The following is an 18,232-nucleotide window of genomic DNA, read 5'->3' as shown; positions in this document are numbered from 1 at the left end:
GGTGCCACCGACGCGCGCACGGGTCAGGTCGACTCAGCCCACGATCACATCGAGCGCGACGGTGGGGCAGGCGACCCGCGGCAGGTCGGCGAGACCGCTGCCCCGCACCGAGTCGCCGGTCGCCCATCGCGGATCGGTCGACACGACCACGCGTCCGACGCCGTTCGTCAGCGTGACCTCGCTGCCCAGCGCGGCGAACCGGTGGGTCAGGTCCCGCTCGACCGCCGACACGAGCAGGTCGAGTCCGGCGACGCCGATCCGCTGTCCGTCCACGTCGGCGGGCACGGCGATCGTGATCGTGTACTCGTCGCTGCAGAGGTAGTCGACGTAAGGGCCGGCCACATGCGGCTCGCCGGTGGTCATCGGCACGCGGTACCACTCGAGCGCGCTGTAGTCGATGTTCTCCTTGTTGAGCGACTGCGAGGCGAGCACGAGCTGCCGCCGGTCGTCGCCCTGCCACCACGCCAGGTGGCTGTGGGCGTCGGCGAGCAGATCGATCGCCGCGATGAACCCGGCGCCGTAGACGGGCACGCCGCGCAGGTCGAGTGTCTTCAGGGCATGCGGGCGCACCAGGGCATCGATCTTCGAGCGGGTGAGCGGCCCGGTGGCCCTGGCCTCGGCGACCTGGGTGGCGAACGGGCCCACCCAGTCGACCAGGGCCCGCACGGGCGCGGAGAAGTAGTCCTCCACGATCGCGGCCGCGGCCTGGGTGGCGGTGTCGGTTGCTGTGTTCATCGCGTCCTCCTGTGCACGTCGATGCGGGTCTTCGGAACTAACCGTTCGCGGCCTGGAGCCGGATCAGCGCGTCGATGGTCTCGGCGGCCATGAGCTCGGTCCTCGCCCCGGCGGCGTCGGGGTCTCCGGCCTCCACGGCGTCGATGACGGCGGCGAGGTGCGCGCCCTGCCGTCGAAGATTCTCGGTCTCGTGCGCGACGAGACGCAGGTACGGCGAGAGCTCTGCCTGGAGCTTCATCTGCTCGCGAGTCAATCGCGCCGACTGGCTGAGCGCGACGATCTCGATCTGCACGTCGTCGAGCAGCCGGCGCTGCGCCTCGGTGTCGAGTTCGTCGATACGGTCCATCCGACGACGGACCCGCTGGGTCTCGCTGGGGTCGGCGCGCCTCGCCGCGAGGCGGACGCAGGCACCGGTGATGGCGGCGTAGTGCGCGCCGAGATCGCGCAGGGCGACGCGCGAGGTGCGACGCACTGCTTCCCGCGCGAACGTCAGGGGATCGGCGTGTGCGGCGACGAAGCTGCCGCCGTTGCGCCCGCGTCTGGTGACGACGAGACCGCGACCGCGCAACGCGAGAAGCGCCTCGCGCACGGTCACCGGAGCGACGCCGAGGCTCTTGCTGAGGTCGGCCTCGGAGGGGAGGCGCTCGCCGGCACGGAGGTGGCCGCGGGTGATCGCGTCGACCAGGCGGCGCTCGACGAGCTCGGCCCTGCCCTCGTCGCCGATGGGCTGGAACAGCGCGCCCTGAAGGCGGTGCGGTTGCTCGTGCTCCGCGTCGGGGGAGGGGTCGGCAGGGGCGTGCGTCGGATGCGTCGTCGAGCTCGATGCCATTCTGCGATTCTCCCTTCCGCGCTCACCATACCCAAGAAACTCGCTGTTGACATATTACCTCTGGGTTTATATGTTTTGGGAATCTTCCGAGTTCGACGATGACCGAGGAGCGCGAGATGATCGCCACGGCACCCGCAGCACCCGCAGCCTCAGAGGCCGCCCGTCCCGACGGGACGGTGACCCTGAGCGGCGTCACGAAGTCGTTCGGCGAGTTCACCGCCGTCCGGGACCTCGACCTCGAGGTCGCCTCGGGGGAGTTCCTCTCGATGCTCGGTCCGTCGGGCTCGGGCAAGACGACGGTGCTGCGCATGATCGCCGGCTTCGAAGACACCACCTCCGGCAGCATCCGCCTCTCCGGCGTCGACGTGACCAGGACCCCTCCGCACGCCCGTCCGGTCAACACCGTCTTCCAGGACTACGCGCTGTTCCCGCACCTGACCATCGCCGACAACGTCGGCTACGGATTGCGCGTCCGCGGCGAGGGCAAGAGCGCCAGGGCCGCTCGGGTGCAGACCTCGCTGGAGCAGGTGCGGCTCGACCACGTCGCCGACCGTCTGCCGCACCAGCTCTCCGGCGGGCAGAGGCAGCGGATCGCCCTGGCCCGCGCCCTCATCCTGCGCCCCCAGGTGCTGCTGCTCGACGAACCGCTCGGCGCGCTCGACAAGCAGCTCCGCGAGCAGATGCAGATCGAGCTCAAGCAGATCCAGCGCGAGGTCGGCATCACCTTCATCTTCGTCACCCATGACCAGGAGGAGGCCCTCACCCTGAGCGACCGCGTCGCGGTGTTCAACGGCGGCCGGATCGAGCAGGTCGGCACCGCGCGGGATGTGTACGAGCGCCCGGAGACCGAATTCGTCGCACGCTTCCTCGGGCTCTCGAACCTCATCGGCGGAGAGCTGGCTGAGAGCCTGACCGGCGACCGGCGGACCATGAGCGTGCGTCCGGAGCGGATGCGGCTGACCGGACCGGATGCGGCGCTCGCCGCGGGCGAGGTCTCGCTCACCGGCACGATCAGCGAGATCGTCTACACGGGCCCCGCCACCCGCTACCTCGTGACGACCGACGCGGGCCTCGACCTCATCGCCGAACGCCCGAACGCGCGCCACTCCGCCGACGACGATCTCGCCCGCGGACACCACGTCCGTGCCGTCTGGTCACCCGACCACGCGGCCCGGCTTCCCTGAAGAACCGCACCTGAAACACCGCAACACCCGAACACCTGAGAACACAGCAGCACCGATCACGAAGGAGCGATCCATGCGTAAGAAGATCCTGGCCGCCGCGGCGATGACCGCGGTCGCCGCCCTAGCCCTGTCCGGCTGTTCCACCGGCGGAGAGGAGACGCCGGCCGAAGGGGGCGGCGGACTCCAGATCGACGTTCCCGACATCGCCATGCAGGAGGAGCTCGGCGACTACGAGGGCGAGGTCAACATCGTCGCCTGGAGTGGATTCGTCGAGCCCGCCTGGAGCGATGCCTTCACCACCGAGACCGGCTGCGTCGTGAACCGCCGCGTCGCCGGCACCAGCGACGAGATGGTCCAGCTCATGCGCACCGGCGACTATGACCTGGTCTCCGCCTCGGGCGACGCGAGCCTGCGCCTGATCGCGGGTGGCGACGTGCAGCCGTTGAACCTCGAGCTCATCCCGAACTTCGGCGACGACATCGTCGAGGGCATGAAGGGCCAGATCTACGACACCATCAACGGCAAGTCCTACGGCATCCCGATCGGCCGCGGCGCGAACATCCTGCAGTACAACAGCGATGTCGTGACCGAGGAGCCCACCAGCTGGGACATCGCGTGGGAGAAGGACAGCCCCTACGCGGGCAAGGTCATCGCCTACGACGCCCCGATCTACATCGCCGACGCCGCGGTGTACCTGATGGCGCACGAGCCCGACCTCGGCATCACGAACCCGTACGCGCTCGACCAGAAACAGCTGGATGCGGCGATCGACCTGCTCAAGCAGCAGAACGACATCGTCTCCGAGTACTGGTCCGACCCCGCGGCGCAGATCACCTCGTTCGCGGGCGGCACCACGGTGCTCGGCACGTCGTGGGAGGTGCTGCGCAAGCTGACCGAGGATGACAAGTTCAAGAGCGTGCTCCCGGAAGAGGGCTCGACCGGGTGGTCGGACGCCTGGATGATGGCGACCGAGTCGAAGAACCCGAACTGCGCTTACGCGTGGATGGACTACTCGTCTTCGCCGGAGGTGAACGGCGCGATCGCGATGAACTTCGGCATGGCGCCCGCGAACGCCGCCTTCTGTGACACCAGCGATGAGGCGAAGGCGCACTGCGACTACTTCAACGCCACCGACGAGGAGTACTTCAAGAACGTCTGGTTCTGGACGACTCCGATCGAGCAGTGCATCGACGGCCGCACCGACGTCACCTGCACGAACTTCCAGCAGTGGACGGACGCCTGGCTCTCGGTCAAGGGCTGAGCCGCATCGAGGGGCGGGTCGTCCGGCCCGCCCCTCACCTCCGCAGATCTTCCGCCACCACGAACGGGATCGACATGAAGCGCCGCCTCCGCATCGCCGGGCTCCTCGCTCTTCCGATGAGCTGGCTCATCGGGATCTACATCTTCTCGCTGGTCATGCTCCTCGTGACCGCCTTCTGGATCACCGACCCCTTCACCTCGAAGGTGAAGCCCGGTTTCACGCTGCGCAACTTCGAGCAGCTCTTCGTCAATCCGGCCTACCTGTCGACCTCGCTGCGCACCCTCGGGATCGCGCTCGCCGTGACGGTGCTCGCCGTGCTCATCTCCGTCCCCCTCGGCATCTTCATGGCGAAGGTGGCCTCGCCCTGGCTGCGGGCACTCCTCGCGGTCTCGATCACCCTGCCGCTCTGGGCCGGCTACCTGGTCAAGGTGCTCGCGATGCGGATCACCTTCACCGAGCAGGGCTTCGCGAACTGGCTGCTCGCACCCCTCGGGCTCTCCGGCCCCGGCTTCAGCATCCTGACCGTCGTGCTGACCCTCACGTACCTGTGGCTGCCGTACATGGCGGTCCCGGTGTACACCGCGATCCGACAACTGCCGCCCAACCTCTTCGACGCCTCCGCCGACCTCGGTGCCGGATCCTGGCGCACGATCGTCTCGGTCGTGCTCCCGCTCATCAAGCCCGCCCTCATCGCGGGTTCGGTGTTCACGTTCTCCCTGAGCCTCGGCGACTACCTCGTCGCCCGGTTCGTCGGCGGCGACACGCAGATGATCGGCAGCGTGATCGCGTCGAACATCAACCTGAACCCGCCGCTGGCGGCCGCGTACTCGCTCGTGCCGATCGCCTTCGTCGTCGTCTACCTGGTGAGCGTGCAGCGCACCGGTGCTCTGGAAAGGATGTGAGTCGCGCATGCTGAGACTGTCCCGCACCTCCAAGGTCGTGCTCGGAATCATCGTCGCGATCGTGCTCGCGTTCATGTACATCCCGCTCGCGCTCGTCGTGCTCAACTCGTTCAACTCCGCGCGCATCGTGAGCTGGCCGGTCACCGGGTTCTCGCTCGAATGGTGGGGCAAGGCGTTCACCAGCGAGCCGGTGCGCGCGGCTCTGCTGAACTCGGTCCTCGTCGCCTCCGGTGCCACCGTGATCGCCGTGATCCTCGGAACGCTCGTGGCCTTCGCGCTGCAGCGGTACTCGTTCTTCGGTCAGCGCGCCGTGAACCTCCTCGTGGTGCTGCCGATCGCCCTTCCGGGCATCGTCACCGGTGTCGCCCTGAACAACACGTACAACCAGATCCTGGAGCCCATCGGCATCCAGGTCGGGTTCTACGGCATGATCATCGCGCACGGCACCTTCTGCATCGTCATGGTGTTCAACAACGTGCTCGCGCGGCTGCGACGGATGAACCCCGGCATCGAGGAGGCGTCGAAGGACCTCGGGGCGAGCCCGTGGCAGACATTCGTGCTGGTGACGCTTCCGCAGTTCCGCAGCGCGCTCATCGCCGGCGCCATCCTCGCCTTCGCCCTCAGCTTCGACGAGGTGTACGTGACGATCTTCACGGCTCCTCCCGGCGTCGACACCCTGCCGCTGTGGATCATGAACCAGATGGCGCGGCCCAATGAGGCCAACGTCGTCAACGTCGTCGCGACGGTCGTCATCGTCGCGTCCTTCATCCCGGTGTGGATCTCACAGCGGCTCGGGAAGGAGGTCGACGAGCGCGACTGACGCGGACGCGGGCGTCGCCGGATGCGACGCTCACTCAGATCTGGGGGACTGCAGGGGGCTGCAGTCAGGCACACAGCAGTTTTCGGTCTTCCACGATCAAAGGAGTTCGTTGATGGAAAAGCGCATGAGTGACGTCGTCTTCTCGCGGCGTGCAGTGCTGGGCGGGATGCTCGGGGCGGGCGCGATCATGCTCGTCGGGTGCGGGCCGGATGAGGCATCGCCCTCGCCGTCCGCAGGGAGCGGAGGAGGGTCGTACGACGTCATCGTCATCGGGGCGGGCTCCGCCGGCATGGCCGCCGCGCGGGAGCTGATCGACGCCGGCAAGAAGGTGATCGTGCTCGAGGCGCGCGACCGCGTGGGCGGACGCCTGTGGACCGACCGCACCCTGATGAGCATCCCGCACGAGCGCGGCGCATCGCTGTGTCACGGCGGCCCGGACACCGAGACCTGGGCCTGGGCGCAGAAGCTCGGGATCGAGGGGCGGAAGTTCGAGAACAAGTTCTCCCGCTACAGCCCGAGCACGCCGTGGGTCGGCTGGGACACCCCCGACTTCTACGCCTTCCCCGAGGGCACGCCTGCGCTCGCGGTGCCGCTGCCGGAGCCGACGGCGAAGGAGTCGGCGCTGCAGTACCTGGAGCGCCTCGGCATCGCGCCGACGAACTACCCGCTCGCGCTGTTGGGCATCCAGGTCGACACCGAGCAGTTCGCCGTCTACCCGGCCTACGGTGTCGTCGACACGCTGACCGCCTGCCTGACGGTGTCGAAGACCGGGGTGATCGAGCCCGACGGGTACGCCGGTGACTACAAGCTGCTCGCGCCGTACGTCGACATCCTGAACGCCGTGGGGGAAGGCGTGGAGGTGCGGTTGGAGACGCCGATCGAGATGATCGACTACTCCGGATCCGGAGTGAGCGTGCAGGCGGGATCCGAGACGTTCGAGGCGGATGCCTGCGTCGTCACGGTGCCCATCGGGGTGCTGCAGAAGAAGTCGATCACCTTCTCGCCGCCGCTGGAGGACGACCGGATGGCGGCCATCGACGCGGTGAAGCAGACCGTCGCGTACAAGACCATCCTCGAGTTCGACCACCCGGTGCGCCCGGAGAGCTTCGACATGGTGAACCAGCACGACGAGGGGCCCTGCCAGTTCTGGGACGAGTCCACCGGGATGCCCGGCTACGACGGCCAGCTCATCGTGGCCTGGGACACCGGGGATCGCGCGCGGGAGCTGCTCGCGCTTCCGGAGAAGGAGCGGTTCGACGCGGCGCTCGCCGGAGTGCGCAAGCTCGCCGGCGACCAGGGGCTGAACTACGTGAACGCGTCGAACTACGACTGGCGCGACGACGAGTTCGCCCTCGGGGCGTATGCGACCGGCGAGCGGGATCAGGACACGATCTACCGGCCGGCGAAGGACACGCTGTTCTGGGCCGGGGCGATCAAGAGCTCGGTCGCGAGCGCGCACTCCAGCGGGCTCGAAGCGGCGCAGGCGGTGCTGGTCGCGTCGTAGCGGCGCGGGAGTAGGGGAGGAGCGGGGCCGGTGGAGCAGGTCCCGCTCCTCTGCCGCCTCGGTGCCACTTTGACATAGGTCAAAATCTCGAATAGCGTCGAGCCATGGCTCAGGCACGCGATCGCGACGACGTCTCCGACCGCATCGCGGGCGCCACCGCCGCCGAGATCTCGGAGAGCGTGCGCGATCTCGTCGATCGCGGCGAGCTCGCCCCCGGCGATCACCTCCCCTCGGTCCGGGCCCTCGCCGCCCGCCTCGGCGTCAACCGCAACACGGTGCTCGCGGCCTACCGCTCGCTGGTCACCGCGCGCGTCGCGATCACGGGCGGCCGCACCGGCACGACGGTGCTCGGTCCCGCGCAGAACCCCGACGAGGGTTACACCGCGGGGACGGTGCTGCGCGACATCGGCAGCGGCAACCCCGATGCCGCGCATCTTCCCGACCTCGCCGCCGCCTTCGCCGGTGTCGAGCCCGCCCACGTGCTCTACGGCGAGTCCGTGATCGACCCCGCACTGGCCGAATGGGCCACGGAGTGGATCGCCGCCGACCACCCTCGTCCGTTCCGTCTGTCGATCACCGCCGGGGCCGTGGACGCCGTCGAGCGCCTGCTCGCCCAGAGCCTGGTGCAGGGCGACCGTGTCGGTCTCGAAGACCCGTGCTTCCTCTCCAGCATCCACACCGCACGCCTCGCCGGGTACGCGCCCGTCGCGATCCCCGTCGACCGCGAGGGGATGACCGTCGAGGGCCTGCGCACCGCCCTGGAAAGCGGCGCCCGCGCGATCGTCTGCACGCCGCGCGCGCACAACCCGACCGGGGTCGGCATCACCGCGGCACGGGCGATGGCGCTTCGCGAGGTTCTCGCCGAGCACCCGCACGTGCTGGTCATCGAAGACGACCACTTCTCGTTGCTCTCGACCACGCCGTACTCCAGCATCATCGCGCCCACCCATCAACGATGGGCGCTCGTGCGCTCGGTGTCGAAGTTCCTCGGACCCGACATGCGCCTCGCGGTCACGGCATCCGATCCGGTCACCGCGAACCGGCTCGCCCTGCGACTCAGCCCCGGCACGATGTGGGTCAGTCACGTGATGCAGAGGCTCGCCGCCGGGATGCTGCGCGATGCCGCCACGCAGAGCCTGATCGCCGACGCCGGCACACACTATGCGGCACGCAACCGCGCGTTCGTCGCGCAGCTGGCCGCACGGGGAGTGCACGCGCAGGGCGACGACGGGCTCAACGTCTGGGTCGACGTCCAGGGCGATACCGCCGAGGTGTCCCGTCGTCTCGCGTTGCGGGGCTGGCTCGCCCGCTCCGGTGCGGAGTTCGCGCTCGATCCTGACGGCTCGTCCGGTGACACGCACCTGCGTCTGACCGTGCACGACCTCGACGAGGCCGACACGCAGCGCCTCGTCGACGACCTCGCCGGTGCCATCGCCGGCACCCGCGGGACGGGAGCGGAGTCATGAGGGCGGGTGGGATGGCCGAAGCCGAGTATCGAATCGGACGCTCCTCCCGGCTGGAGGGTGTGCTGTACGACCTCCGCGGCCCCGTCGCGGCACGCGCAGCCGAACTCGAGCGCAGCGGTGAGTCCATCCTGCGGCTCGACATCGGCAACCCGGCGCCCTTCGGATTCGAGGCTCCGCCGGCCATCGTCGAGGCACTGCGCTCCGCGCTCCCGCACGCGCACGGGTACTCGGAATCGGCCGGCCTGCCCGAGACCCGCGAGGCGATCGCTGCGCACTACGCCCGCCGCCGCGGTTTCCCCGCTCTTTCGATCGACGACATCACGGTCGGCAACGGCGTCTCCGAGCTTGTCGGACTCACTCTGCAGGCCTTGCTGGAGCCGGGCGACGAGGTGCTGATCCCGAGCCCGGACTATCCGCTGTGGACCGCATCGACCGTGCTCTCCGGAGGGCAGCCGGTGCACTACCCCTGTGTCGAGTCCGAAGGCTGGATGCCCGACCTCGCGGCGATGGAGTCGCTGATCGGCCCGCACACCGCGGCGATCGTCCTCATCAACCCGAACAACCCGACGGGGGCGGTGTACGGGCGCGAGGTGCTCGAGCAGATCGCCGAGCTCGCGCGACGACACGGGCTGCTGCTGCTCTCCGATGAGATCTACGACCGGGTCGTCTATCCCGGGTTCGAGCACCTCTCCACCGCCCAGATCGCGCCGGATGTCCCCTGCGTCACGTTCGCCGGGCTGTCCAAGACCCACCGCGTCGCGGGCTACCGTGCCGCCTGGATGACGGTCACCGGGTTCCATGCCGATGACCAGTTCCTCTCCGGCGTGCGCCTGCTGGCGTCCATGCGGATGTGCGCATCGGTTCCCGCGCAGCACGCGATCACGGCCGCGCTGACGCAGGATGACTCGCTCGACGCACTGGTCGCATCCGATGGCCGGCTCACGCGGCAACGGGATGCGGCGCTCGACGCGCTCGACGCGATTCCGGGTGTCCGCACCCAGGCCGCGGGTGGGGGGCTGTATCTCTTCCCGCGACTCGATCCGGAGCTGCACCGCATCGACGACGACGAACGGCTGGTCCTCGACCTCCTCGACGCGGAGCGCATCCTCCTCGTGCACGGGAGGGCGTTCCATCTGCGTACCCCCGATCATGTGCGGATCGCCTTCCTCCCCCAGACCGACGTGCTCGCCGACGCGCTCCGACGCTTCGGCTCCTTTCTGAGCGGATACTCTCCGCCAGGGCGCTGAGCGCCTCCGACCCGGTGGAGTGACCGAGTGGCCAGGTCGCGGTCCGCAAGACCGTGCACGCAGGTTCGATTCCTGCCTCCACCTCAGACCGGGCTCACGAGAGCCGACGCCGACGAAGGGCCTTCCGCCATGGACAGCGCATTCATCCCCGCAGCCAAACCGCTCATCGGTGACGAGGACGTGGCGGCCGTCGAACGCGTGCTGCGCAGCGGGATGCTCGCCCAGGGCCCGGAGGTCGCCGCGTTCGAGGCGGAGTTCGCCGAGCAGTTCCTGCAGGGCCGCACCGCGGTGGCCGTCAACTCCGGCACGAGCGGGCAGCTGCTGGGCCTGATCGCGTCGGGGGTCGGGGCGGGCGACGAGGTGATCGTGCCATCGTTCACGTTCGCTGCGGTGGCGAACTCCGTCGTCCTCGCGGGCGCGACCCCGGTCTTCGTCGATATCGAGCCGGTGCACTTCACCCTCGATCCGGCACGGGTGCGCGCGGCGATCACTCCGCGGACGAAGGGCATCATGCCGGTGCATCTGTATGGGCACCCCTTCCTCGTCGACGAGATAGAAGCGGTGGCGGCCGAGCACGGCCTGGCGATCTACGAGGATGCGGCGCAGGCGCACGGGGCTGCCTGGCGCGGTCGTCCGTCCGGCACCATCGGCGCGTTCGGGATGTTCAGCCTGTATCCGACCAAGAACATGACGGCCATCGAAGGCGGCATCGTCGCGTGCGCCGACGAGGACATGGCTCGCACCATGCGGCTGCTGCGAAACCAGGGGATGGAGACGCAGTACGCGAACGAGATCGTCGGGTACAACAACCGCATGAGCGAGGTGCACGCCGCGGTGGGTCGCGTGCAGCTGCGGAAGGTGGGGGAGTGGACTCGGCAGCGTCAGCGGAATGCGGCGCTGTTGGATGAGGCGCTCGCCGGCATCGACGGGCTCACGATTCCGCGGGTCGCCGACGGCGCCGAGCACGTGTATCACCAGTACACGGTGCGCATCGCCGGGGGCGAGCGCGACCGGGTGCGGGATGCCCTGCGCGATGAACACGCTGTCGGAGCGGGCGTCTACTACCCGATCCCCAACCACCGGCTGCCCTCGCTGCAGCGGTACGCCCCCGAGGTCGACCTGCCCGAGACCGAGCGGGCGGCACAGGAGGTGCTCTCGATCCCGGTGCACCCGTCGCTCTCGCGTGAAGACCTCGACCGGGTCATCAACGGTCTCGAGGCCGTGATGTCGGCCGGCGGGTGACCGCCGGGCTCGCGCTGCGTGGTCAGGCGGCCAGGGCGAGCCACACGCGCGGCGAATGGCCGATGCGCTGGGCGAAGACCCGCGAGAACGCCGAGGCGCTGGCGTAGCCGAGCTCCGCGGCGACGGTGCTGACCGACATCCCGGCGCGCAACTGCTCCTGCGCGACGGTGAGACGCCATTCGGTGAGGTGGTCACCGGGCGATCGCCCGAGGACGTCCTTGAACCGTGCGGCGAAGGCGCTCCGCGACATGTTCGACCTGCGCGCCAGCGACTCCAGGTTCCACGGATCGCCCGGCGCCTCGTGCATCGCGACCAGTGCCGGAGCGAGCCGCTCGTCGGCGAGACCGGGAAGCAGGCCCGGGGGGAGGTCGAGCCGACCGCTGTTGTCGAGCATCCATCGCAGCAGCTGGATCAGGACCACTTCGAACATGCGGTCGGCCACGAGCGGGCGTCCGCAGCGGACGTTGTCGACCTCGGAGAACAGCAGGTCGAGGGCCGGGGCGAGGGCGGCGACCTCGTCGAGGGGCAGCACGATCACCGACGGCAGCGTGCGCACGAGCGGATGGGTGGCACCGCCGTCGAAGTCCAGCGTCGCGCACGCGAAGTCCGACTCGTCGGTCGGCGCGTTGAGGAAGGTGTGGTCGAGCGGACGCGGGAAGAACAGCAGGCTCGGCCGCGTGATGACCTCGCGCTCGGTGCGGCCGTCGGGGCGACGGTGGGTCACCTCCATCTCTCCGCGACGCAGCACGTGCAGGTAGCCGTGACCGCTGCTCGCCGGGAAGACCGTCGTGCCGCACAGGGGGCCCGTGTGGAACAGGCGCGTGCGCACGCGGAAGCGCTTGAGCAGCGGAGTGAGGCGGTCGACAGAGGGCATGGTTCCAGTATCTGGACGATCGGTCATGAATGCAAGACGTTCTGGTGCGCATCGTGCGGTGATTCCCGGAAGACTCGAGGGGAGGCCGATCGGCCTCATCCTGCTAACGAAGGAGCATCACATGCCCAACGTCTCTCTCATCGAACGCGAATCGGCCACCGGACCCGTCAAGGAGCAGCTCGACCAGATCGCCGGCGCCTTCGGAACCGTGCCGGCGATGTTCCGCGCCGTCGCCCACTCTCCGGCTGCCCTGACGAGCATGTGGAGCGCATTCGGCGCGTACGGGGGCGGCACCCTCGGTGCTGCGCTCAGTGAGCAGATCGCCGTGGCGGTCGCCGACCGCAACTCGTGCAACTACTGCCTCGCGGCGCACACCGCACTCGGCAAGAAGGCCGGTCTGACGCGCGAGACGCTCGCCGCAGCACAGGTCGGCGAGTCCGACGATCCGCGCACGGCCGCGTTGCTGGCATTCGCGCTGAAGCTCGTCGACGCCCGCGGACAGGTGTCCTCGGCCGATGTCGACGCGGTCCGCGCGCAGGGGTGGAACGACGAGCAGATCGTCGAGACCATCGGTCAGGTGGCGCTGAACCTGTTCACGAACTACGTGAACATCGCCCTCGATGTGCCGGTGGACTTCCCGAGCGTGGCACTGCGCCGCGCGAGCTGAACCGCCACCGACGAAGGGCCGGGACCATCAGGTCCCGGCCCTTCGTCGTGCCGTCTCAGTTCGCGTCGGCGTGGTGTGCGGGGCTGTCGACCTCGTCCAGCCACGCGGCGATCGTGGTGCGAGCGGCGGTCTCGAGCCGCGGGCCGTGGAGCCTGGCCTGCTCGCGGATCGTGCGCGGGTCGATGCCGTGGTGGTGCAGCTCGTGCGCGTGCCCGATGAGCCAATTGCCGATCGTGCGATGGTCGGCCTCCAGGTGGAACTGCAGCGCGAGCACGGTGTCGGTAGCGAACGCCTGGTTCGGGAAGTCCGGAGTGCGGGCGAGATGGCGGGCGCCCTCAGGGATGGCGAAGGCATCGCCGTGCCAGTGCAGGACGGGCAGCCCGTCGAGGGAGCGCAGGGGAGAATCGAGCCCCTCGGCCGTGAGCTCGAGCGGCGCGTAGCCGATCTCCACGGACCCGGTCGGAGCGACCACTGCTCCCATCTCCTCGGCGATCAGCTGTGCGCCCAGGCAGATGCCCAGCATCGCCCGGCCCTGGCGCAGTCGGTGCGCGATCGCCTCCTTCGACGCGTGCAGGAACGGATAGTGCACGGTGTCGTACACCCCGATGGGACCGCCCAGCACGATCAGCAGATCCGCTTCGTCGACCCGCTCGATGTCGATCGCCCGCACGCCGAGGTCGACATACTCCACGTGATACCCGCGCTCGATCAGGAGCGGCTCGAGGATTCCCAGATCCTCGAAGCGGACGTGCCGGAATGCGAGGGCGATGCGCGACCGCGAGGAATCGATCGTCATGGTGTCCGTCCTTCTGCGACGTGCGCGACGAGCTCGGTGAGGCGGTGCGAGTATCCCCACTCGTCGTCGTACCAGGCCGAGATCTTCACCTGGGAGCCGGTCGCGCGGATCAGCGTGGTGTCGAGTATCGACGAGTGCGGGTCGATGACCGAGTCCGAGACGGCGATCTCATCGTCGGCGCAGCGCAGGACCCCTTTGAGTCTTCCCTCCGAAGCCGTCTGGAAGGCCACCCTCACCTCGTCGGCCGTCACGGTCTGCGTCGCCGTGACGGTGAGATGCGTGATCGACCCCCTGAGCGTGGGAGCCCGCAGCGCCGTGCCCTCGAGTCGGCCGTCGAGGTGCGGGAGGACGCGGGTGACGGCCTCGGCGGCGCCGAGGCTGCTCGCGCTGATCCTCGCGTCTCGGGTTCCCGCGGGCAGCAGGTCGGCGTGCGGGATGTCCTGGAGGCAGTCGTCGACGGAGCCTGCGTGGACCGTCGTCATCAGCGCCGCGTCGATCCCGAACGCGTCGTCGAACACCTGCAGCACCGGCGCCAGACAGAGCGTGGTGCACGACCCGCTGGAGACGACGTGGTGTCGGTCGGGATCGTACGACCCCTCGTTCACTCCGAGGACCAGAGTCCCGTCATCGCCGGCGGCGGGCGAGGTCATGATCACCTTCTCGGCTCCGGCGGCGAGATGCTCCCTCGCGGCGTCGGCGCGGATCGCCTGGCCGGTCGACTCGATCACGATGTCGACGCCGAGTTCGTCCCACGGCAGGGATCGGCGGTCGTGTTCGGAGTACACCCGGATCGCGTGACCGTTGACGAAGAGATGCCTGTCGTCATGCCGCGCCCCGCCCGCAGGCCGGCCGCCTGCCCGGTCGCTCTCGAGGAGCTCGGCGACCGCGCGTGCGCCGCGCGGGTCGTTCAGCGCGACCAGCTCCAGGTCGGACCTGCGCGCCATCAGAAGGCGGAGCTGGTTGCGCCCGATCCGCCCGAGTCCGTTGATGGCGATCTTGGCGGGCATGGAGCTCCTTCAGGGGGTGGTGAGGATCCGGAGTGGTCTGTGAGGATGTTCGGTCGAACGCAGATCAGGCGAGAGCCGTCAATGCGCGATCGATCACATCCATCGCGATGTCGAGCTGCTGGTCCGTGGTGGTGAGCGTCGGCAGGAAACGGATCACGTTCGCGTCGCTGCCCGCGGTGAGAAGCAGGATCCCCTCCTGCGCCGCGAAAGCCGCGACGGCCGAGGCCGCGCCGGCCGCCGGACGTGACGTACCGGGTTCCGTCAGCTCGAACGCATACATCGCACCTCTTCCGCGCACATCGCCGATCAGCGGATGCCGCGCGGCGAGGTCGTTCAGCTGCTGCTCGAGCCTGTCGCCGATGCGCAACGCCTCGGCGAAGAAGTCACCGTGCTCGAGCTCATCGAAGACGGCCAGGGCTGCGGCGATGGATACCGGGTTGCCGCCGAACGTGCCGCCGAGAGTGCCGGGGTCGGCGGCATCCATGATCTCGGCACGACCGGTGACCCCGGCGAGCGGGAGGCCGGCCGCGATGCCCTTGGCGGTGAGCACGAGATCGGGCACGACGCCGAACTGCTCGCTCGCGAACCAGGTCCCCGTGCGGCCGAGGCCGGTCTGGATCTCGTCTGCGATGAACACGACGCCGTTGCGGGTACACCACTCCTGCAGCGTGGGCAGGTAACCGTCTGCGGGCACGACGAAGCCGCCCTCGCCCTGGATGGGCTCCGCGATCACGGCCGCGAGGTCGGTGACGCCGATGCGCTGCTCGAGGTGCGCGATCGTCCGCTGCGCCGCCTGCTCGCCGCTGAGGCCGTCCCGGTACGGGTACGAGTTCGGTACGCGGTGGACGTCCGGTGCGAAGGGACCGAAACCGGTGCCGTACGCCGCCTTGTGGTTCATGGCGAGCGTAAGGTTCGTGCGCCCGTGGAAAGCGTGGTCGAGCGCGGCGACCGCGCGGCGGCCGGTGTGCCTGCGGGCGATCTTGACCGCGTTCTCCACGGCCTCTGCACCGGAGTTGGCGAAGAAGGAGCGTTTCTCGTGGTCCCCGGGAGTCTTCTCGGCGAGGCGCTCCGCGAGCCGCACGTATCCCTCGTAGGGGGTCACGGTGAAGAGGGTGTGCGCGACCTGTTCCATCTGCGCGGCCGCTGCGGCGATGGCGGCGGGGTTCCCATGGCCGATCGTGGTCACGCCGATGCCGCTCCCCAGGTCGAGGAAGCGGTTGCCGTCGACGTCGGTCACCCACGGGCCGTCCGCGTGGTCGATGTAGATCGGGAGCACGCTGCCGACCCCGCGGGCCACGGATCTCTGACGCCGCTCGTGGATCGCGCGGCTCCGCGGCCCCGGCACCTCGGTGCGCAGGGAAGGGGCGGATGAGCGGTCGGGAAGCACGTCGAGCGGGGACATGGTGGCTCCTGTCGGGTGTGGCGCGAGGCGATCCAGCCTCGCATCAGATCGGCCTAAGACTATGTTAGCCTTTGACCTATGTCAAAACCAGAGCAGCCGAGCGGGGTCGACGATCGATACCCCACGGCGTTCACCGTCGACGACTTCCACCACAACGTCGCAGCCGTCCGCACACGCATCGACGAGGCGGCCCGTCGCGCCGGGCGTCACCCGCACGACGTCACGCTGCTTCCGGTGAGCAAGACCGTCCCCACCGAGCGCGTCAGGGTCGCCATCGAGTCGGGCATGCGGGTGCTTGGAGAGAACAAGGTGCAAGAGGCGGTGCGCAAGCACGGCGAGACGAGCGACCTCGACGTGTCCTGGTCGATCATCGGGCATCTGCAGACCAACAAGGCACGGGACGTCGCCACCTTCGCCACGGAATTCCAGGCCCTCGACCGGTTGCGTGTCGCCGAGGCGCTCGATCGGCGCCTGCAGGCGGCAGGACGCAGCCTCGACGTCTTCGTGCAGGTGAACACCTCTGCCGAGGATTCCAAGTTCGGGATGCCGCCGGCGGAACTCCCCGCCTTCCTCGAGGCGCTGCCCTCGTATCAGAGCCTTCGCGTGCGCGGACTCATGACGCTCGCCATCCTGACGCCCGACGACCAGCGGGTGCGCGAGTGCTTCTCCCTCCTTCGCACGCTGCGAGACCAGGCCAGGGAAGACGCCCCCGACCTCATCGGCTCCGGCGAGCTCTCGATGGGGATGTCGGGGGACTACGAGATCGCGGTCGAGGAGGGGGCGACCTGCGTGCGTGTCGGTCAGGCGATCTTCGGCGCCCGCGCCCTCCCCGACAGCTACTACTGGCCCGAGGCCTGAACCGCGACGACGTCGGCGCGGCGATCAGTCGTCGGTGCGGAAACCCGCCGCCTTGTGGGTGCCGTCGCAGAACGGCTTGAGGGTCGAGAGCCCGCAGCGGCACAGGGCCACGGTGCGGCGATGCGGCTCGATCGGCTCACCGTCGGCGGTGCGCAGTTCGACGGCGCCGCGCACGAGCAGCGGTCCGTCGGGATACGGCGTGATCGACGGCGGCTCGGTCCGGGCGCTCATGACGCCACCCGCGGCCGGAGCGACGAGGTGCCCGCCTGCCAGGACTCCAGGATGTGTTCGCCGCCCCAGCCGTCCATGGTCAGGCACGCCGCCGCGCCGAACAGGATGTCGGGCAGCAGCTCGGGGTGGTCCTCGGCGAGGCTGCCGGCCAGGTCTCGCGCGGCGATCTGCTCGTGCACCGCATCCGCCTCGACGTGCTCCTCGAAATAGGCCGCCACATCCGGGTCGAACCCCAGACGATGCAGGCCGTCGGCATACAGGCGGCAGGGGATGGACGAGGTCATCTCGAATGCGGCCAGGTGCCCGACGATCGCGCCGACGAGGCGGCGGTTGAGCCCGAACATCGACATCATGTTGTGCGAGGCGAGAGTGATCGCCGGCACATCGTCGACGTACGCTCCATAGGTGGCATCGAGGCCCGCGGCACGCATCGCGCGGGCGAAGAGCTCGGCATGCACGCGCTGCGGTCGCCCGCCGCCGTACTCGTCCGACTGGATCTCGACGAGGGCGGCCTTGGCGCGTCCTTCCAGGCGCGGGATGGCCCAGGAATGCGGATCCGCCTCGCGCAGCGTGTATACCGAGCGCTGGATGAGGGTCTCCTCCGCCTGCTCCCTGGTGGCCTTCTTCGCGATGTGCCGCGAGAGGCTCGGTCCCGTGTCGGCGGCGGCCAGGGCGAAGAGCGCGCGGCCGACGGCATCCACGGTCGGCTCGGGGGACTCCGGCATCGGCACCCTCGCCCGCAGCGCGCTCTCGAACGCCTCCTCGAGGATCCGGCGTGTGGTGAGAAGGGCGGGGTCCCACTCCAGGTCGGCATCGAGCTGCGGGAGCGATCCGTAGGACGAGGCGTAGAGGACGAAGAGCGCGAGCTGGATGTCGTCGTCGCGCACCACGTCAGCGCTCGCCGCCACGGCAGCGGTCGCGAGGCCCGTGTGGTCGGAGGCAGCGGCGTCGTCGCCCGTCAGGTGCGACATGACGGCGTGACTCAGCGGCCCTCTGTCGGTGAAGGGGAGGGTTGCGGCCGGGGCGGATGCCGGGGCGGATACGGTCATGAACAGGGCTCCCATCGGTGCGATGCTTCGCATCCTGCCGCGTGTGGATCATCCGCTCCAGGGACTTGACGCAGACGGGCGTGCGGGGCATACGCGCCGCGGCGCGGGCGGGGTGTCGACATCCGCTCCGCAGGGGCGGTCAGCGAACCGGTACCGTG

General features: G+C 69.3%; 18 protein-coding genes and 1 tRNA gene. 11 read left to right on the top strand and 8 right to left on the bottom strand.

Annotated elements, in window-relative coordinates; all coding sequences use genetic code 11:
* Nucleotides 1–33: 33 nt before the first annotated feature.
* Complete coding sequence (locus HCX50_RS12385; RefSeq protein WP_091028527.1) at nt 34–735, bottom strand: cache domain-containing protein; 702 nt, start codon at nt 733–735, stop codon at nt 34–36.
* Between the two features lie 37 nt (nt 736–772).
* Nucleotides 773–1,564: a FadR/GntR family transcriptional regulator gene (locus tag HCX50_RS12380; protein WP_029273944.1), complete on the bottom strand. Its 792-nt coding sequence runs from the start codon at nt 1,562–1,564 to the stop codon at nt 773–775.
* A gap of 116 nt (nt 1,565–1,680) precedes the next feature.
* Here HCX50_RS12380 and HCX50_RS12375 point away from each other — a divergent pair, with 116 nt between their 5' ends.
* The 9 genes from HCX50_RS12375 (at nt 1,681) to HCX50_RS12335 (ending at nt 11,190) form a co-directional block, all read left to right on the top strand.
* Nucleotides 1,681–2,748 carry an ABC transporter ATP-binding protein gene (locus HCX50_RS12375; protein WP_167634588.1) on the top strand — a complete coding sequence of 356 codons (1,068 nt, stop codon included), beginning with the start codon at nt 1,681–1,683 and terminating at the stop codon, nt 2,746–2,748.
* A gap of 73 nt (nt 2,749–2,821) precedes the next feature.
* Nucleotides 2,822–4,009, top strand: a complete 1,188-nt coding sequence (locus HCX50_RS12370) for an extracellular solute-binding protein (RefSeq protein WP_167634587.1) — start codon at nt 2,822–2,824, stop codon at nt 4,007–4,009.
* 74 nt (nt 4,010–4,083) lie between these two features.
* On the top strand, nt 4,084–4,911 hold the full coding sequence (locus HCX50_RS12365; protein ID WP_029262205.1) for an ABC transporter permease: 828 nt from the start codon (nt 4,084–4,086) through the stop codon (nt 4,909–4,911).
* 7 nt (nt 4,912–4,918) lie between these two features.
* Nucleotides 4,919–5,731: an ABC transporter permease gene (locus tag HCX50_RS12360; protein WP_105710546.1), complete on the top strand. Its 813-nt coding sequence runs from the start codon at nt 4,919–4,921 to the stop codon at nt 5,729–5,731.
* 124 nt (nt 5,732–5,855) lie between these two features.
* Nucleotides 5,856–7,235, top strand: a complete 1,380-nt coding sequence (locus HCX50_RS12355) for a flavin monoamine oxidase family protein (RefSeq protein WP_272953105.1) — start codon at nt 5,856–5,858, stop codon at nt 7,233–7,235.
* A gap of 104 nt (nt 7,236–7,339) precedes the next feature.
* Nucleotides 7,340–8,701, top strand: coding sequence for an aminotransferase class I/II-fold pyridoxal phosphate-dependent enzyme (locus HCX50_RS12350; protein WP_167634585.1), 1,362 nt, complete (start codon nt 7,340–7,342; stop codon nt 8,699–8,701).
* Between the two features lie 11 nt (nt 8,702–8,712).
* Complete coding sequence (locus HCX50_RS12345) at nt 8,713–9,948, top strand: pyridoxal phosphate-dependent aminotransferase (RefSeq protein ID WP_167634584.1); 1,236 nt, start codon at nt 8,713–8,715, stop codon at nt 9,946–9,948.
* Nucleotides 9,949–9,961: 13 nt separating this feature from the next.
* Nucleotides 9,962–10,032: transfer RNA gene (locus HCX50_RS12340), tRNA-Cys, on the top strand.
* Between the two features lie 45 nt (nt 10,033–10,077).
* The gene (locus HCX50_RS12335) at nt 10,078–11,190 is read left to right on the top strand and encodes a DegT/DnrJ/EryC1/StrS family aminotransferase (protein WP_167634583.1); all 1,113 of its coding nucleotides are present in this window, start codon (nt 10,078–10,080) and stop codon (nt 11,188–11,190) included.
* A 22-nt stretch (nt 11,191–11,212) separates the two neighbouring features.
* Here the strand turns inward: HCX50_RS12335 and HCX50_RS12330 are convergent, their stop codons facing one another.
* Nucleotides 11,213–12,064: an AraC family transcriptional regulator gene (locus HCX50_RS12330; RefSeq protein ID WP_167634582.1), complete on the bottom strand. Its 852-nt coding sequence runs from the start codon at nt 12,062–12,064 to the stop codon at nt 11,213–11,215.
* 121 nt (nt 12,065–12,185) lie between these two features.
* Between HCX50_RS12330 and HCX50_RS12325 the strand changes: the two genes are divergently transcribed.
* Complete coding sequence (locus HCX50_RS12325; protein ID WP_091028716.1) at nt 12,186–12,731, top strand: carboxymuconolactone decarboxylase family protein; 546 nt, start codon at nt 12,186–12,188, stop codon at nt 12,729–12,731.
* 55 nt (nt 12,732–12,786) lie between these two features.
* Here the strand turns inward: HCX50_RS12325 and HCX50_RS12320 are convergent, their stop codons facing one another.
* From HCX50_RS12320 to gabT, 3 genes are all read right to left on the bottom strand, one after another.
* Complete coding sequence (locus HCX50_RS12320) at nt 12,787–13,527, bottom strand: glutamine amidotransferase (protein WP_167634581.1); 741 nt, start codon at nt 13,525–13,527, stop codon at nt 12,787–12,789.
* The gene (locus HCX50_RS12315; protein WP_167634580.1) at nt 13,524–14,534 is read right to left on the bottom strand and encodes a type I glyceraldehyde-3-phosphate dehydrogenase; all 1,011 of its coding nucleotides are present in this window, start codon (nt 14,532–14,534) and stop codon (nt 13,524–13,526) included. Before HCX50_RS12315 ends, HCX50_RS12320 begins: the two co-directional genes overlap by 4 nt.
* Before the next feature lie 64 nt (nt 14,535–14,598).
* A complete protein-coding gene (gene gabT / locus HCX50_RS12310; protein ID WP_167634579.1) occupies nt 14,599–15,936 on the bottom strand; it encodes a 4-aminobutyrate--2-oxoglutarate transaminase in 1,338 nt (445 codons plus the stop codon).
* A gap of 78 nt (nt 15,937–16,014) precedes the next feature.
* Between gabT and HCX50_RS12305 the strand changes: the two genes are divergently transcribed.
* On the top strand, nt 16,015–16,794 hold the full coding sequence (locus HCX50_RS12305; protein WP_167634578.1) for a YggS family pyridoxal phosphate-dependent enzyme: 780 nt from the start codon (nt 16,015–16,017) through the stop codon (nt 16,792–16,794).
* A gap of 24 nt (nt 16,795–16,818) precedes the next feature.
* On the opposite strand, the gene HCX50_RS12300 is transcribed toward HCX50_RS12305, so the two are convergent.
* Nucleotides 16,819–17,025 carry a CDGSH iron-sulfur domain-containing protein gene (locus HCX50_RS12300; RefSeq protein ID WP_167634577.1) on the bottom strand — a complete coding sequence of 69 codons (207 nt, stop codon included), beginning with the start codon at nt 17,023–17,025 and terminating at the stop codon, nt 16,819–16,821.
* Nucleotides 17,022–18,074, bottom strand: coding sequence for an iron-containing redox enzyme family protein (locus HCX50_RS12295; protein WP_205829071.1), 1,053 nt, complete (start codon nt 18,072–18,074; stop codon nt 17,022–17,024). The genes HCX50_RS12300 and HCX50_RS12295 overlap by 4 nt, the downstream gene beginning before the upstream one ends.
* Between the last annotated feature and the right edge of the window lie 158 nt (nt 18,075–18,232).

This window comes from Microbacterium sp. B19(2022), from assembly GCF_012030385.1.
GTDB classification, from domain to species: Bacteria; Actinomycetota; Actinomycetes; order Actinomycetales; family Microbacteriaceae; genus Microbacterium; species Microbacterium oxydans_B.
Note: the sequence above shows the minus strand (reverse complement) of the source record. Positions and strands in the feature narration are given on the sequence as shown.